This window comes from Kiloniella laminariae, assembly GCF_027214005.1.
Lineage (GTDB): Bacteria > Pseudomonadota > Alphaproteobacteria > Kiloniellales > Kiloniellaceae > Kiloniella > Kiloniella laminariae_A.
Genome location: NZ_JAPWGY010000019.1, coordinates 1 through 15,959, shown reverse-complemented (window position 1 = coordinate 15,959; position 15,959 = coordinate 1). Strand labels below are relative to the sequence as shown.

At 51.4% G+C, this 15,959-nt stretch carries 13 protein-coding genes and 1 tRNA gene; all 14 read right to left on the bottom strand.

Annotated elements, in window-relative coordinates:
• Nucleotides 1-428: GTP-binding protein (locus tag O4H49_RS20250; RefSeq protein ID WP_269425067.1), on the bottom strand; the 428-nt coding region annotated here is incomplete at its 3' end.
• A 37-nt stretch (nt 429-465) separates the two neighbouring features.
• Nucleotides 466-2,541, bottom strand: a complete 2,076-nt coding sequence (gene fusA, locus O4H49_RS20245) for an elongation factor G (protein ID WP_269425247.1) — start codon at nt 2,539-2,541, stop codon at nt 466-468.
• Between the two features lie 18 nt (nt 2,542-2,559).
• Complete coding sequence (gene rpsG, locus O4H49_RS20240) at nt 2,560-3,033, bottom strand: 30S ribosomal protein S7 (RefSeq protein ID WP_269425246.1); 474 nt, start codon at nt 3,031-3,033, stop codon at nt 2,560-2,562.
• 15 nt (nt 3,034-3,048) lie between these two features.
• The gene (rpsL, locus tag O4H49_RS20235; protein ID WP_020592412.1) at nt 3,049-3,420 is read right to left on the bottom strand and encodes a 30S ribosomal protein S12; all 372 of its coding nucleotides are present in this window, start codon (nt 3,418-3,420) and stop codon (nt 3,049-3,051) included.
• 293 nt (nt 3,421-3,713) lie between these two features.
• Nucleotides 3,714-7,892 (bottom strand): DNA-directed RNA polymerase subunit beta', encoded by a 4,179-nt coding sequence (gene rpoC / locus O4H49_RS20230; protein WP_269425245.1) that lies wholly within the window; start codon nt 7,890-7,892, stop codon nt 3,714-3,716.
• Nucleotides 7,893-7,962: 70 nt separating this feature from the next.
• Entirely contained in the window at nt 7,963-12,132 is a 4,170-nt protein-coding gene (gene rpoB, locus O4H49_RS20225; protein ID WP_269425244.1) for a DNA-directed RNA polymerase subunit beta, read from the bottom strand.
• A gap of 226 nt (nt 12,133-12,358) precedes the next feature.
• Nucleotides 12,359-12,730 (bottom strand): 50S ribosomal protein L7/L12, encoded by a 372-nt coding sequence (gene rplL, locus O4H49_RS20220; RefSeq protein WP_269425243.1) that lies wholly within the window; start codon nt 12,728-12,730, stop codon nt 12,359-12,361.
• A 45-nt stretch (nt 12,731-12,775) separates the two neighbouring features.
• Nucleotides 12,776-13,294, bottom strand: a complete 519-nt coding sequence (gene rplJ / locus O4H49_RS20215; protein ID WP_269425249.1) for a 50S ribosomal protein L10 — start codon at nt 13,292-13,294, stop codon at nt 12,776-12,778.
• A 312-nt stretch (nt 13,295-13,606) separates the two neighbouring features.
• Nucleotides 13,607-14,305 (bottom strand): 50S ribosomal protein L1, encoded by a 699-nt coding sequence (gene rplA, locus O4H49_RS20210; protein ID WP_020592417.1) that lies wholly within the window; start codon nt 14,303-14,305, stop codon nt 13,607-13,609.
• 4 nt (nt 14,306-14,309) lie between these two features.
• A complete protein-coding gene (gene rplK / locus O4H49_RS20205) occupies nt 14,310-14,738 on the bottom strand; it encodes a 50S ribosomal protein L11 (protein ID WP_020592418.1) in 429 nt (142 codons plus the stop codon).
• A 103-nt stretch (nt 14,739-14,841) separates the two neighbouring features.
• Nucleotides 14,842-15,372 (bottom strand): transcription termination/antitermination protein NusG, encoded by a 531-nt coding sequence (gene nusG / locus O4H49_RS20200; RefSeq protein WP_269425242.1) that lies wholly within the window; start codon nt 15,370-15,372, stop codon nt 14,842-14,844.
• A gap of 4 nt (nt 15,373-15,376) precedes the next feature.
• Nucleotides 15,377-15,574: a preprotein translocase subunit SecE gene (gene secE / locus O4H49_RS20195; protein WP_269425241.1), complete on the bottom strand. Its 198-nt coding sequence runs from the start codon at nt 15,572-15,574 to the stop codon at nt 15,377-15,379.
• Nucleotides 15,575-15,700: 126 nt separating this feature from the next.
• Nucleotides 15,701-15,776, bottom strand: a tRNA-Trp gene (locus tag O4H49_RS20190).
• Between the two features lie 106 nt (nt 15,777-15,882).
• On the bottom strand, nt 15,883-15,959 hold a 77-nt coding region (locus O4H49_RS20185; protein WP_269425248.1), incomplete at its 5' end, for a hypothetical protein.

The window sequence follows — 15,959 nt, the reverse complement described above, 5'->3', positions numbered from 1 at the left end:
TCGTCAACCTGGTCAACCTTGTTCATGAAAACAACAAGCGCAGGAACACCAACCTGACGCGCAAGCAGAATGTGCTCACGGGTCTGTGGCATCGGGCCGTCTGCTGCGTTAACAACAAGAATTGCACCATCCATCTGCGCAGCACCAGTGATCATGTTCTTCACATAATCAGCGTGGCCCGGGCAATCAACGTGCGCATAGTGGCGACCGTCTGTCTCATACTCAACGTGAGCAGTAGAAATCGTGATACCACGTGCACGCTCTTCTGGGGCCTTGTCAATGTCTTCAAACTTGACACCGGTCTTGCCTGCTGCTTCAGCAAGTACTTTCGTAATTGCTGCTGTCAGCGTCGTCTTGCCGTGGTCAACGTGACCAATCGTGCCTACGTTACAATGCGGTTTCGTCCGCTCAAACTTTTCCTTAGCCATCGGCTTTTAACTCCTTGTATAGCCTTTTGAAAGGCTGTTAAGCCAGTTTCGCAACCACTTCGTCAGCCACCGCTTTCGGTACCTGTTCGTAGTGATCGAAGACCATTGAATATTGTGCACGTCCCTGGCTCATGGAGCGCAAGGTGTTCACGTAACCAAACATATTTGCCAGAGGCACCATCGCATTGATTACCTGGGCGTTCCCACGGGCATCCATGCCCTGAACCTGGCCACGACGGCTGTTCAGATCACCGATAATATCACCCATGTATTCGTCCGGGGTCACAACTTCGACTTTCATCACCGGCTCAAGCAGAGCAGGTGCGCCTTTGCCAATACCTTCACGGAAAGCTGCTTTGGCAGCGATCTCAAAGGCAAGAACAGAGGAGTCGACGTCATGGCTGGCACCATCAATCAGCATCGCCTTATAGTCGATCATCGGGAAGCCGGCGATCACACCAGAATCGTTGGACTGGCGAAGGCCCTTCTCAACACCTGGAATGTATTCACGTGGAACCGAACCACCAACAATCTTGCTCTCGAACTCAAACCCTTTACCAGGCTCAAGCGGCTCGAACTGCAACTTGATACGCGCAAACTGACCTGAACCACCAGACTGCTTTTTATGTGTGTAATCAATCTCGCAAGGACGCGTGATTGTTTCACGATAAGCAACCTGTGGCGCACCGACGTTCGCATCAACTTTGAATTCACGACGCATACGGTCAACAATGATATCGAGGTGAAGTTCACCCATACCCTTGATGACAGTCTGTCCGCTCTCATTGTCAGAGGAAACGCGGAAAGAAGGATCTTCCTGAGCCAAACGGTTCAGAGCCAAGCCCATCTTTTCCTGGTCAGCCTTGGTTTTGGGTTCAACCGCAACTTCGATCACGGGCTCTGGGAATTCCATACGCTCGAGAATGATCGGCTTGAGGTTGTCACAAAGCGTATCACCGGTTGTCGTGTCTTTCAGACCTGCAATAGCAACGATGTCGCCTGCACGGGCTTCTTTCACGTCTTCACGGCTGTTCGCATGCATCTGAAGCATACGGCCAATACGCTCGCGCTTGCCCTTAACGGAGTTCGTGATCTGGGTACCTGTTGTGAAGGTACCGGAGTAAACACGAACGAAGGTCAGGGAACCAACAAAGGGGTCGGTCATGATCTTGAATGCAAGACCTGCCGCAGGTGCATCATCTGAAGTCGGACGGCTGTCCTCTTTCTCTGTATCCGGGTGAACCCCTTCAACGTCCTTGATGTCCAGCGGAGACGGCAAGAAATCGATCACAGCATCAAGCAAAGGCTGAACGCCTTTGTTTTTGAAGGCTGTACCGTTAAGAACAGGAACAAAAGCCAAACCGATTGTACCCTTACGGATACAACGCTTCAGGGTTTCCATATCTGGCTCGTTACCTTCCAGATAGGCTTCCATGACTTCTTCGTCCTGCTCAACAGCAAGCTCGATCATCTTTTCACGGTACTCAAGAGCCATGTCCATCATGTCCGCAGGAATCTCTTCCTCGTCATACTGGGCACCCATGCTCTCGTCGTTCCAGACGATCGCCTTCATTTTCAGAAGATCGACAACGCCGCGATATTCAGCTTCAGAACCGATTGGCAGCTGAAGAACCATCGGCACAGCAGCAAGACGAGAAACCATCATCTTGACGCAGCGATAGAAGTCAGCACCTGTACGGTCCATCTTGTTGACAAAACACATACGAGGTACGTGATATTTGTCAGCCTGACGCCATACAGTCTCGGACTGTGGCTCAACACCGGCAACAGAGTCAAATACAGTTACCGCACCATCGAGAACACGCAAGGAACGCTCAACTTCAATTGTGAAGTCAACGTGACCAGGTGTATCAATAATGTTGATACGGTTTTCTTTCCAGAAACAAGTCGTCGCGGCGGAGGTGATAGTAATACCACGCTCCTGCTCCTGTTCCATCCAGTCCATAGTCGCATTACCGTCATGAACCTCACCAATTTTGTGAGATACACCCGTGTAAAACAGAATACGTTCTGTGGTTGTGGTCTTACCGGCATCAATGTGTGCCATGATACCAATATTACGATACCGCTCAAGCGGGGTCGTCCGTGACATAACGATGACCTCTTTAAATTACCAGCGGTAGTGTGAAAAGGCCTTGTTAGCCTCTGCCATGCGATGCGTGTCTTCACGCTTCTTCACAGCAGCACCCCGGTTGTTAGCGGCATCCATCAGCTCATTGGCAAGACGATCAACCATTGTGGTTTCAGAGCGCTTGCGCGCAGCAGCAATCAACCAACGGATGGCAAGCGCTTGCGCGCGGTCAGAGCGAACTTCAACAGGGACCTGGTAAGTTGCACCACCAACACGGCGGGAGCGAACTTCTAGATCCGGACGAACATTACCTAGTGCATCATGAAAAACAGAGACAGTTTCATCTGTCTTGTTACGCTCAGCAATGCGATCCAACGCACCGTAAACGATCTTTTCAGCAACACCTTTTTTGCCGTCAAGCATTAGGCAGTTCATAAATTTACTAAGCGTGACATCCCCAAACTTTGGATCAGGGAGGATCTCACGCTTCTCAGCTCTATGGCGACGAGACATGGTCGTTCCTTCGACTTACTTCGGACGCTTCGCGCCGTACTTCGAACGGCGTTGGCGACGATCTTTAACACCCTGGGTATCCAAAGTACCACGGATAACGTGATAACGGACACCGGGCAAATCCTTCACACGACCGCCGCGAATCATCACGACAGAGTGTTCCTGAAGGTTATGGCCTTCACCGGGAATGTAACTGGTAACTTCGAAACCGTTGGTAAGACGCACACGTGCGACTTTACGGAGAGCGGAGTTAGGCTTTTTTGGCGTCGTGGTATAAACACGAGTACACACACCACGTTTTTGTGGGCATGCTTCGAGCGCCGGGACTTTGTTCCGAACAACCGGCGATTTGCGCGGTTTACGGATCAACTGGTTAATTGTAGGCATCAGGCAATCCTTAAAGCCAATAAAACAGAATTAGTTGCCACGCGATTGGATAATACCGTCCCGCGGACATCTCATCCTGTGTAACAGCTAGAAAACTAGGGTTTCGAGTCCTTTTCCCAAGCCAAACGGCAGGAGTCAGTTTCCCGAAAGTGGGCGCATACTATTGTCGCGACCTTCAACCGTCAAGTCTTGCTATAAAAATTTAACGGTTCCCACGAATTTCCGGGTCAGATCTGCGATATTTTGCGGTTCTGACCCGGTATTGATTTAATCAACAGACCGAGAAGCAGATATTACTCTGCCGGGGCCTGTTCGCTGGCGAGGCTCGAATCGATTGCCTCAAAAGCGGCGGCATCCTGAGACGCTACAATTTTCTCGTCCTGTTCAGCAGCGATTTTCTTCATGCGCTGCATCATAGCACCAGTACCTGCAGGTATCAGTCGGCCAACGATTACGTTCTCTTTCAGACCGATCAGCGTATCCATTTTACCATGGGTCGCCGCTTCAGTCAGAACGCGTGTTGTCTCCTGGAACGAAGCCGCGGAGATGAAGGAACGTGTCTGCAAGCTGGCTTTCGTGATCCCCTGGAGGATCGGACGACCAGAAGCCGGACGGCCACCTTCTTTAATCGCTTTTTCGTTCTCTTCGACAAATTCTTCACGATCAGCAGTTTCACCAACCAGATAGGTTGTATCACCACCATCGAGAATTTCGATCTTCTGCAACATCTGGCGGATGATCACTTCGATATGCTTGTCGTTGATCTTCACACCCTGCAGACGATAAACGCTCTGGATCTCGTTGATCAGGTAATCGGCAAGCGCCTCAACCCCGAGAACATCCAGAATATCATGCGGTACCTTGCTACCATCCATCAGCAGGTCACCAACTTCCACGAGGTCACCCTCTTGAACAGCCAGATGCTTGCCTTTTGGCAGCAGATATTCACGCGGCTCGACACCCTCTTCATCCGAACGGACAACGATACGGCGTTTTGCCTTGTAGTCTTTACCAAACTCGACACGACCGGCGATTTCAGAAATCACGGCATAGTCTTTTGGCTTACGGGCTTCAAACAGCTCGGCCACACGTGGCAGACCACCGGTAATATCACGGGTTTTTGAACCTTCACGTGGAATACGTGCCAGAACGTCACCAGCTCTTACCTTTGTGCCAGGCTCAACCGACAGGATCGCACCAACAGACATGAAGTAACGGGCTTCCATGTCATTATCGAGCATAATAATCTCGCCGCTATCATCACGCAGTGTGATACGTGGCTTGAGATCAGCACCCTTCTGGGCCTGTTTCCACTCGACAACCTGACGGCTTGAAATACCAGTGGTGTCATCCATGACTTCACGCATGGAAACGCCTTCAATCAGGTCAACAAAGCTGGCAACACCCTCTTTTTCCGAAATGATCGGAATAGTGTAAGGATCCCACTCAGCCAGTTTCTGACCTTTTTTACAGACGTCACCTTCGTCAAGCAGAAGCTTGGTACCATACTGGAGGCGGTGACGGGCGCGTTCGCGGTTGTTCTTGTCACGGATAACCAGTTCCTGGCTACGGCCCATAACAATCGGCAGACCATCGGAGTTCATCACAACACTACGGTTTTTGATATGAACCGTACCGTCAAGAGAAGCTTCGATAGAAGACTGCTCGGAACCACCCTGCGCCGCACCACCGATATGGAAGGTACGCATGGTCAGCTGTGTACCAGGCTCACCAATGGACTGTGCAGCGATAACACCAACAGCCTCACCTGTGTAAACCCGTGTACCACGTGACAGGTCACGACCGTAACACTGGGCGCAAACACCGGTTTTAGCTTTACACATCAAAGGAGAACGCACCTGGATCGTATCAAGACCAGCCCGATCAATTTCATCGAGATGTTCTTCAGAAATGATATCACCAGCAGCGACGATAACCTGTTTTGTCAAAGGACTGACAATATCAGAGATTGTCGAACGGCCGAGCAGACGCTCACTCAGCGAGGCAATAACCTCACCACCGTCGATAACCGCAGAGATATTCATGCCGACATCAGTACCACAATCATCTTCAAAGATAATCGCGTCCTGGGCAACGTCAACCAGACGACGCGTCAGATAACCCGAGTTCGCTGTTTTCAACGCCGTATCAGCCAGACCTTTACGAGCACCGTGGGTAGAGTTGAAGTACTCAAGAACCGTCAGGCCTTCTTTAAAGTTCGAGATAATCGGTGTTTCAATGATCGAACCATCCGGCTTGGCCATCAGACCACGCATACCGGCCAGCTGCTTGATCTGTGCAGCAGAACCACGCGCACCGGAGTGTGCCATCATGTAAACAGAGTTAACATCACGACCTTTTGCAGAAGAGATAACCTTCATCATCTCGTCAGCAACACGATCAGAACACTGAGCCCAGATATCAACAACCTTGTTGTACTTCTCACCACGGGTGATCAGACCATCAAGATACTGCTGCTCAAATTCCTTGACCTGGGCCTGAGCTTCTTCAATCAGCTCAATCTTGGCTTCTGGAATCTGCATGTCGTCCTTACCGAACGAAATACCGGCACGGCAAGCATGGCTGAAACCAAGCTTCATGATCCGGTCACAGAAGATTACAGTCTCTTTCTGACCACAGTGACGATACACCATGTCGATAACATCGGAAACTTCGCGTTTGGTCAGCAGACGGTTCATCATGCTGAACGGCAGTTTTGGATGTTTCGGGAAGAGTTCCGCAAGTTTCATACGACCAGGGGTCGTCTCGACAAGCTTGGCAACCGGTTTGTTGTCCGCATCTACCGTGTGATAACGGGCTGTGATCTTGGTGTGCAGAGAAATAACCTTGCTCTGCAGTGCGTGATCAATCTCGGCCATATCACCGAAAGCCATGCCCTCACCCGGCTCGTTTTCCATCATCATAGAGAGATAATAGATCCCGAGAACAATATCCTGTGAAGGAACGATAATAGGCTTACCGTTCGCAGGTGACAGGATGTTGTTGGTAGACATCATCAACACACGGGCTTCGAGCTGTGCTTCCAGGGAAAGCGGTACGTGTACCGCCATCTGGTCGCCGTCAAAGTCAGCGTTGAACGCCGTACAGACCAGCGGGTGAAGCTGAATGGCTTTACCTTCGATCAGCGTTGGCTCGAATGCCTGGATACCAAGGCGGTGAAGTGTTGGCGCACGGTTCAGCATGACCGGGTGCTCGCGGATAACTTCCTCGAGAATATCCCAGACCTCTGAACGGGCTTTTTCCACCATCCGCTTTGCAGCCTTGATGGTCGAAGCAAGCCCATAGAGCTCAAGCTTGGAATAGATAAACGGCTTGAACAGCTCAAGCGCCATCTTCTTCGGCAAGCCACACTGGTGCAGTTTCAGCTCTGGACCAACCACGATCACGGAACGGCCGGAATAATCCACACGTTTACCGAGAAGGTTCTGACGGAAACGGCCCTGCTTCCCTTTGAGCATGTCAGAAAGGGATTTCAGAGGACGCTTGTTGGCACCCGTGATGACACGGCCACGACGACCGTTGTCAAACAGTGCATCAACAGATTCCTGCAGCATACGTTTTTCGTTACGTACGATAATATCAGGAGCCCGCAGCTCAATCAGGCGCTTCAGACGGTTGTTGCGGTTGATCACACGACGATATAGATCGTTCAGATCAGACGTTGCAAAACGGCCACCATCCAGAGGAACCAGCGGGCGCAGTTCTGGTGGGATCACAGGCACAACGTCCAGGATCATCCACTCAGGACGCGAACCTGACTCAAGGAAAGCCTCAACAATCTTCAGGCGTTTAACCAGTTTCTTGCGCTTGGCTTCAGAGTTTGTATCACGGAGTTCCTGACGGATCTCGGTTTTCTCTTCTTCCAGATCCAGGCTTGAGAGAATGTCCTTGATCGCTTCAGCACCGATCTTGGCGGTGAAAGCGTCTTCGCCATACTCGTCCTGCGCATCCATGAACTCTTCTTCGCTGAGCAGCTGATGCTGCTTCATGGGCGTAAGACCGGGTTCAACCACAACGAAGTTTTCGAAGTAGAGAATACGCTCCAGATCCTTCAGTGGCATATCAACCAGCAGGCCGATACGGCTTGGAAGAGATTTCAGGAACCAGATATGAGCAACCGGGCTGGCCAGCTCGATATGGCCCATACGTTCGCGGCGTACCTTGGAAAGCGTAACTTCAACACCACACTTCTCACAGATAATACCACGGTATTTCATGCGCTTGTACTTACCGCACAGGCATTCATAGTCCTTGATAGGCCCAAAAATGCGCGCACAGAACAAACCATCGCGCTCAGGCTTGAAAGTACGATAGTTGATGGTTTCAGGCTTCTTGATTTCGCCAAATGACCATGACCGGATACGCTCAGGGCTCGCAATGGAAATGCGGATCTGATCAAAAGTCTGTGGACCAGAAGTCTGACCGAAAAGATTCATCAACTCGTTGGACATCGGTGTCTCCCGACTAAATTCTATTCTCTAACCTTTAACGTCGATAACAGGGGCCCGAAGGCCCCCGCCATCAAGCATCGCTTTGCGTCAGTTCCACATTCAGACCAAGGGAACGAAGCTCCTTGACCAAAACGTTAAAGGACTCAGGAATACCTGCCTCGAAGTTCTCGTCACCCTTGACAATCGCTTCATAGACCTTGGTACGACCAGATACGTCATCTGACTTAACGGTCAACATTTCCTGCAGGGTATAAGCAGCACCATAAGCTTCAAGTGCCCAGACCTCCATCTCCCCGAAACGCTGTCCACCGAACTGGGCTTTACCCCCCAGAGGCTGCTGCGTAACAAGCGAGTATGGACCGATTGAACGGGCGTGGATCTTGTCATCAACCAGGTGATGAAGCTTGAGCATATAGATGTAGCCAACCGTAACGTTACGATCGAACTGCTCACCTGTACGTCCATCGATCAGACGAACCTGACCGGAACTGTCCAGGCCAGCCTTGTTGAGCATATCAACAACGTCTTTTTCCTTGGCACCATCGAAAACAGGTGTCGCAATCGGCACACCGTTTCTCAGGTTATGACCCAGCTCATCCAGAGCAGACTCTTCCATGTTGACGATGTCTTCGTTGTAGACTTCCTCACCATAGACATCGAGCAGCTTGGACTTCAGATTGTCGTAGTTCCCGGTACGACGGGATTCCACAACGATGTCACCGATCTGGTGACCCAGACCACGACAGGCCCAACCCAGATGGGTTTCAAGGATCTGACCCACGTTCATACGTGAAGGCACACCAAGCGGGTTCAGAACGATATCAACCGGTGTACCGTCTTCGGTATAAGGCATGTCTTCAACCGGCATAATGCGGGAGATAACACCCTTGTTCCCGTGACGACCAGCCATTTTATCACCAGGCTGAAGCTTGCGCTTCACAGCAACGAAGACTTTGACCATCTTCATCACACCAGGCAACAGCTCATCACCGCGCTGCAGTTTTTCGACCTTGTCTTCAAAACGCTTGGTCAGCTCAACAATCGAATCTTCAAACTGCTTGTTCAGGGCTTCAATACCAGCCTGGGCAGTATCATCTTCGACCGAGATCTGACGCCACTGACCCTGGGTATAATCCCCCAGAAGTGCGGCGTCGATCTTGCCACCAGTCGGCATTCCTTTTGGACCGCTTACCACGACATGACCTTCAAGAACCTCTTTCAGGCGGTCATAGAAGCTGCGCTCGAGAATGCCACGCTCATCATCGCGGTCTTTTGCAAGATGTTCGATTTCAAGACGTTCAATCGCCAGCTCACGTTCATCTTTCTCAACGCCACGGCGCGAGAAGACACGAACGTCAACAACGGTCCCAACACCCCCAGGTGGAACGCGCAGGGAAGTATCGCGCACGTCAGAAGCTTTCTCACCAAAGATCGCACGAAGAAGTTTTTCTTCTGGCGTCATTGGAGACTCACCCTTTGGCGTTACCTTACCGACAAGAATGTCGCCAGGGTTAACTTCCGCCCCGATGTAGACCATACCGGCTTCATCAAGGTTACGAAGGGCGTCTTCACCAACGTTTGGAATATCACGGGTGATCTCTTCCTGGCCAAGCTTGGTATCACGGGCCATGACTTCGTATTCCTCGATATGAATCGAGGTGAAGACGTCATCGCGCACGATACGCTCGGAAATCAGGATGGAATCCTCATAGTTGTAACCATTCCATGGCATAAAGGCCACGAGCACGTTACGACCAAGAGCCAGCTCACCCATATCAGTGGATGGACCGTCCGCCATGATATCCCCACGGTCAACCAGATCGCCAACTTTCACAAGCGGCCGCTGGTTGATACAGGTATTCTGGTTAGAACGCTGGAACTTCTGCAGATTGTAGATATCGACAGCCCCCTCGCCCATTGTCATGTCGTCACGGACACGAACAACGATACGGGTAGCATCGACCTGATCCACAATACCACCGCGACGGGCCGTAATGGCCACACCGGAATCCTGGGCCACACGTGGCTCCATTCCGGTTCCCACGAAAGGAGCCTCGGCTTTCAGCAAAGGAACAGCCTGACGCTGCATGTTTGATCCCATAAGTGCGCGGTTCGCGTCATCGTTCTCAAGGAACGGGATCAGGGCCGCAGCAACAGATACCAGCTGCTTTGGCGACACATCAATCAGGTTGATTTCTTCACTACGCGTTACAAAGTAGTCTCCGTTCTTACGGCAGGAGATCAGCTCGTCAACGAAAGTATTGTTTTCATTCAGCGCAGCGTTGGCTTCCGCAATCGTGTAACGGCCCTCTTCCATCGCACTCAGATAGACAACCTCGTCAGTCACGACGCCGTCTTTCACTTTGCGGTAGGGGCTTTCGATAAAGCCGTAAGGGTTCACACGAGCGTAGGTCGCCAGTGAGTTGATCAGACCAATGTTCGGACCTTCCGGTGTTTCAATCGGACAGATACGACCATAGTGTGTGGCATGAACGTCACGAACTTCAAAGCCGGCACGCTCACGGGTCAGACCACCTGGGCCCAAGGCAGAAAGACGACGCTTGTGCGTAATTTCTGACAGCGGGTTGGTCTGATCCATAAACTGAGACAGCTGGGAAGATCCGAAGAATTCACGCACAGCTGCGGCAACCGGCTTCGCGTTGATCAGATCGTGCGGCATAACCGTGTCGATCTCGACAGAGCTCATACGCTCCTTGATCGCACGTTCCATACGCAACAGTCCAACGCGGAATTGGTTTTCCATCAACTCGCCAACAGAACGGACACGACGGTTACCAAGGTGATCGATATCATCGATCTCGCCTTTGCCGTCTTTCAGTTCACAAAGAATCTTCACAATCTTGAGAATATCTTCGCGGCGCAGAGTACGCTGCTGATCGTCTGTTTCGAAATCCAGACGGGCGTTCATCTTCACACGGCCAACGGATGACAGGTCATAACGCTCGCCATCAAAGAAGAGGCCGTTAAACATGTTTTCGGCAGCTTCAAGGGTTGGCGGTTCGCCAGGACGCATCACACGATAGATATCAATCAAGGCATCTTCGCGGGTCGCGTTTTTGTCGATTGAAAGTGTGTTGCGGATATAAGGCCCAACATTGACGTAATCAATGCCGAGAATGGCAATGTCAGACATGCCGGTCGCAACCAGGCTTGCCAGAAGCTCTTCGGTGATTTCTTCACCGGCTTCACAGATCACTTCACCATTGTCCATGTTGATGTGATCGTTGGCAATGTAGGCGCCGATCAGGTCGTCTTCAGGTACAAAGATCTCGCTCAGACCATCGTCAACCAGTTTGCGGATCTGACGTGGTGTCAGCTTGGTACCGGTTTCGGCAACGACTTTACCACTAACCGCATCGACAAGATCACTTGTCAGCTTCACACCCTTGAGGGCATCAGCATCAAAAGGCTTTTTCCAGCCTTTTGGCGTCTTGGAATAGACAACAGTGCTGTAGAAGTAGTTCAGCAGGTCCTCAGGGGACATGCCTGTAGCTTCCTGTGGTGCAAGCACCTGGCCAGCTTCGGCCAGTTCTGCACGGCGCTGTACTGTCTCTTCATTATCAAGAGCAAGCAACAGAGTTGTCGCAGGCAGTTTACGGCGACGGTCAATACGCACATACGCCATATCCTTGGCATCAAACTCGAAGTCGAGCCAGGAACCGCGATAAGGGATAACACGCGCAGCAAACAGAAACTTGCCAGAAGAATGGGTTTTCCCGCGGTCGTGATCAAAGAACACGCCGGGGCTACGGTGCATCTGGGAAACGATCACACGCTCTGTGCCGTTTACAACAAAGGTGCCGTGGCGCGTCATCATAGGCAGATCGCCCATGTATACGTCCTGCTCCTTGATGTCGCGAATAGAACGCGCACCAGTGTCTTCGTCTACGTCCCACACCACAAGTCGTAGTGTTACCTTGAGCGGTGCTGCAAAGGTAATGCCGCGTTGCTGGCACTCCTCGACATCGAATTTAGGTTGTTCCAGTTCATAGCGCAGAAACTGAAGTTCTGCCTTGTCAGCAAAGTCCTTGATCGAAAAAATCGATTCAAATACTTCCTGCAGGCCTGTCTTTTTGCGCTCAGAAGCCGGAACGCCTACCTGGAGGAACTGATCGTAAGAAGCTTTCTGGACTTCGATCAGGTTAGGCATAGTGCTCACTTCCGTGATACGCCCGAAGTCCTTGCGAATGCGCTTGCGACCCGTAAACGATCTCGCCATGTCAGTAACGTCCTCGTCCCATTGGGTGTTGACGAAAGGGAATGCCCCAGACGCCAAATAAATATCTAAAAAATTTCTTGGCTCTCGCCCCGAAACGGGACAATCACCAAGTCAGGAGGTGAAATTCACACCCTACCCCCGAAAGGCGCAGAAAACCGGCGCGGCAAACAGCGTAAGCTGCTTACCGGCCGGGTTTTCTGAAACTGTAGTGACACAGAACTCAAGATTACTTGAGTTCAACAGTTGCGCCAGCTTCTACCAGTTTAGCTTTAATTGCTTCAGCTTCGTCTTTGGAAACGCCGGCTTTAACAGTGCCAGGTGTACCTTCAACCAAGTCTTTAGCTTCTTTCAGGCCGAGACCTGTAATAGCGCGCACTTCTTTAATGACGTTGATTTTCTTCTCGCCAGCAGCGGTCAGAACTACGTCAAACTCAGTCTGTGCTTCAGCAGCAGGACCGGCATCGCCAGCAACAGCAGCAACAGCTACAGGAGCAGCGGCGGAAACGCCCCAATGCTCTTCGAGTTTTTTAGAAAGTTCGGCAGCTTCAAGAACAGTCAGCTTGGACAGTTCTTCAACCAATTTATCAAGATCAGCCATTGTATTTTCCTCTAAGGCTTGAACAAAGAATATTTAACAAAACCGTTAAGCAGCTTTGCCTTGAGACGCGTAGGCACCAAATACGCGGGCCAGCTGGGCAGCAGGAGCTTGCGTAACACCAGCAACTTTCGTTGCAGGCGCCTGCAAGAGGCCAACCAGTTTACCGCGCAGTTCGTCGAGGGACGGCAGGCTGGCAAGAGCCTTGACGCCAGCAGCATCAAGAATCGTGTCACCCATTGCACCGCCGACGATAGTCAGCTTCTCGTTCTTCTTGGCGAACTCGACGCAGACTTTGGCCGCCGCAATCGGATCTACAGACGTAGCAATCGCTGTAGGTCCGGCAAACATTGGCCGCAGTGCCTCAAATTTCGTGCCTTCAAGAGCAATCTTCGCCAGCCGGTTTTTCGCAACTTTATAGCTAGCGCCACTGTCCCTTGCGCCGGAACGCAATTCGGAAACTTCGGAGACTGTCAGACCTGACTGCTGAGTAACAACAACCAGACCGGAGTCGACGAAGACTTCCTTAAGGAAAGCAACGAGCTCTTCTTTCTGTGTACGATCCACGGTAGCTCCGCTCGTTATGACCCTGACCAAAACAGCAAGGGTCGATTTGCACGAGAACCCCTCCATCACCAGAGAGATTCGGTTCGCCTGTCCTGGAAGTTCAAGCCTTACATAACCGGAGGACCCGGCATGCATTAACTCGCTTCCCGTCTATTGCAGGCCCCTAAAGGACTTAAGTTCCGAGCAGGAACACCTACAGTCATGGACAGGTCGCAACAGAACTCAAAAAATTCTGTTGCAGGAACAGCGGAAGAACGTCTTCTCCCGCTGAGTGATGCCCTAATACACCAAAAATTTCCCTACGTACAGAGATTACTCTGCAGCAATAGAAGAAATTTCCAGTTTAACGCCAGGTCCCATCGTGGATGAGAGCGCAATGCGTTTAAGATATGTACCTTTAGCGCCGGTTGGGCGGGCCTTGTTGATCGCATCCACGAAAGCGCGGACGTTCTCAATCAGTTGACCTTCATCGAAGCTCAACTTGCCGATACCAGCGTGAACAATACCGGCCTTCTCGGCGCGGAATTCAACCTGACCAGCCTTAACCGCCTCGACAGCACCTTTAACATCAGCAGTAACCGTGCCGAGTTTCGGGTTTGGCATCAGACCACGTGGGCCCAGAACCTTACCGAGACGACCAACGATTGCCATCATGTCCGGTGTTGCAATAACACGGTCAAAATTCATTTCGCCGCCCTGGATCTTTTCCATAAGATCTTCAGCGCCAACGATTTCTGCACCAGCAGCCAGAGCTTCTTCAGCTTTGGCATCACGGGCGAAAACAGCAACACGAACGCTTTTGCCTGTGCCATGCGGCAGGGCAACAACACCACGAACGTTCTGGTCTGCATGACGCGGGTCGACACCCAGGTTCAGCGCAACTTCCAGAGTTTCGTCAAATTTTGTTTTAGCGCGCTCTTTGATGAGCTTTACAGCTTCTTCCAGTCCGAAAAGCTTGTCGCGATCGAGACCTTCGTAAGCATTGACAATACGTTTACCTTTTTTAGCCATGGTCTTAGCCCTTCACTTCCAGGCCCATGGAGCGTGCAGTACCCATAATGATATGGCTTGCAGCATCCAGGTCGTTAGCATTCAGGTCAGCCATTTTGGTCTGTGCGATTTCACGGACCTGGTCCATGGAAACAGAACCAACAAAGCCCTTGCCTGGCGTCTGGCTACCCTTGGGCAGACCAGCAGCTTTTTTCAGGAAAAAGCTGGCAGGAGGCGTTTTGGTGACAAAAGTGAATGAGCGGTCACTGTAAGCAGTGATCACAACTGGAGTAGGTGTGCCTTTTTCCACGTCACCTGTAGCAGCATTGAATGCCTTACAGAATTCCATGATATTCAGACCACGCTGACCAAGCGCTGGACCTACTGGCGGTGATGGGTTAGCAGCACCGGCAGGGATCTCAAGCTTGATATAGCCTGCGATTTTCTTTGCCATTGATTTACCCTCTTTTCAATTGGGTGCGCGGTATGGCTATGGCGGGCCCACCGCACGAGAACGGCCGCTGATGCGGCCGCTTAACGAAAAAACGAAAAGTACCTTACTGTTTTTCGACCTGGTTGTACTCCAGCTCGACCGGCGTGGAACGACCAAAAATCGAAACAGCAACCTTGAGGCGGGCCTTTTCTTCATCGACATCTTCTACGACACCGTTGAAAGAGGCAAAAGGACCATCGCTGACGCGAACAGTCTCGCCAACCTCGAAAGTAACGGACGGACGCGGACGATCAACACCTTCCTGAACCTGCTGCAGCATCTGCTGCGCTTCGCGTTCAGAGATAGGCAACGGCCGGCCCTTGCTGCCGAGAAAACCGGTAACCTTTGGTGTATCTTTCACCAGGTGCCAGCTCTCGTCGGTCAGATGCATCTTGACCATAACATAGCCCGGGAAGAACTTGCGCTCACCAGCCACTTTCTGGCCACGGCGCATCTCAACGACCTCTTCAGTCGGAACAAGAACTTCCTCGAAACTTTCTTCCATATGCTTTTTGGCTGCCTGCTCACGAATAGCCTCGGCAACCTTTTTTTCAAATCCGGAATAAACGTGGATTACGTACCAGCGCGCAGCCATCAGCTTATCCTCCCAGACCCAAAACGAGTTTAACACCCTGATTCAAAAGCAGATCGACCAGAAAAAAGAAGGTCGCTGTCAGGGTAACCATGACAAATACCAGACCAGTGGTAACCATGGTTTCTTTCCGCGTCGGCCAAGTCACTTTACTCAGTTCCTGGCGGAACTCTTTCACGAACTGACCGGGATTGGTCTTTGCCATTCCTAAAACGCCTTTAAACTTGGCACCCTCTCCAAGGAGGATGAAACGTTACAAATACGATAGTCATACACCGCAAAGATTAAGTGCGGGTATCCGCAACTACAAGCCCAATCTGAATGGACTTGATGGCAGGAGAGGAGGGACTCGAACCCACAACCCCCGGTTTTGGAGACCGGTGCTCTACCAATTGAGCTACTCTCCTACAGGATCAGATCGTCGCCAGTGAATCCGGCCCTACCGAGCTGATCACGTTGACGACGGGGGGTTCTTTAGCAGGACACCCCGTCGCTATCAACGTTTTTTTTATATTATTTCGAGATACCGGAAACGACACCCGCACCAACGGTACGGCCACCTTCACGGATCGCGAAACGAAGACCATCGG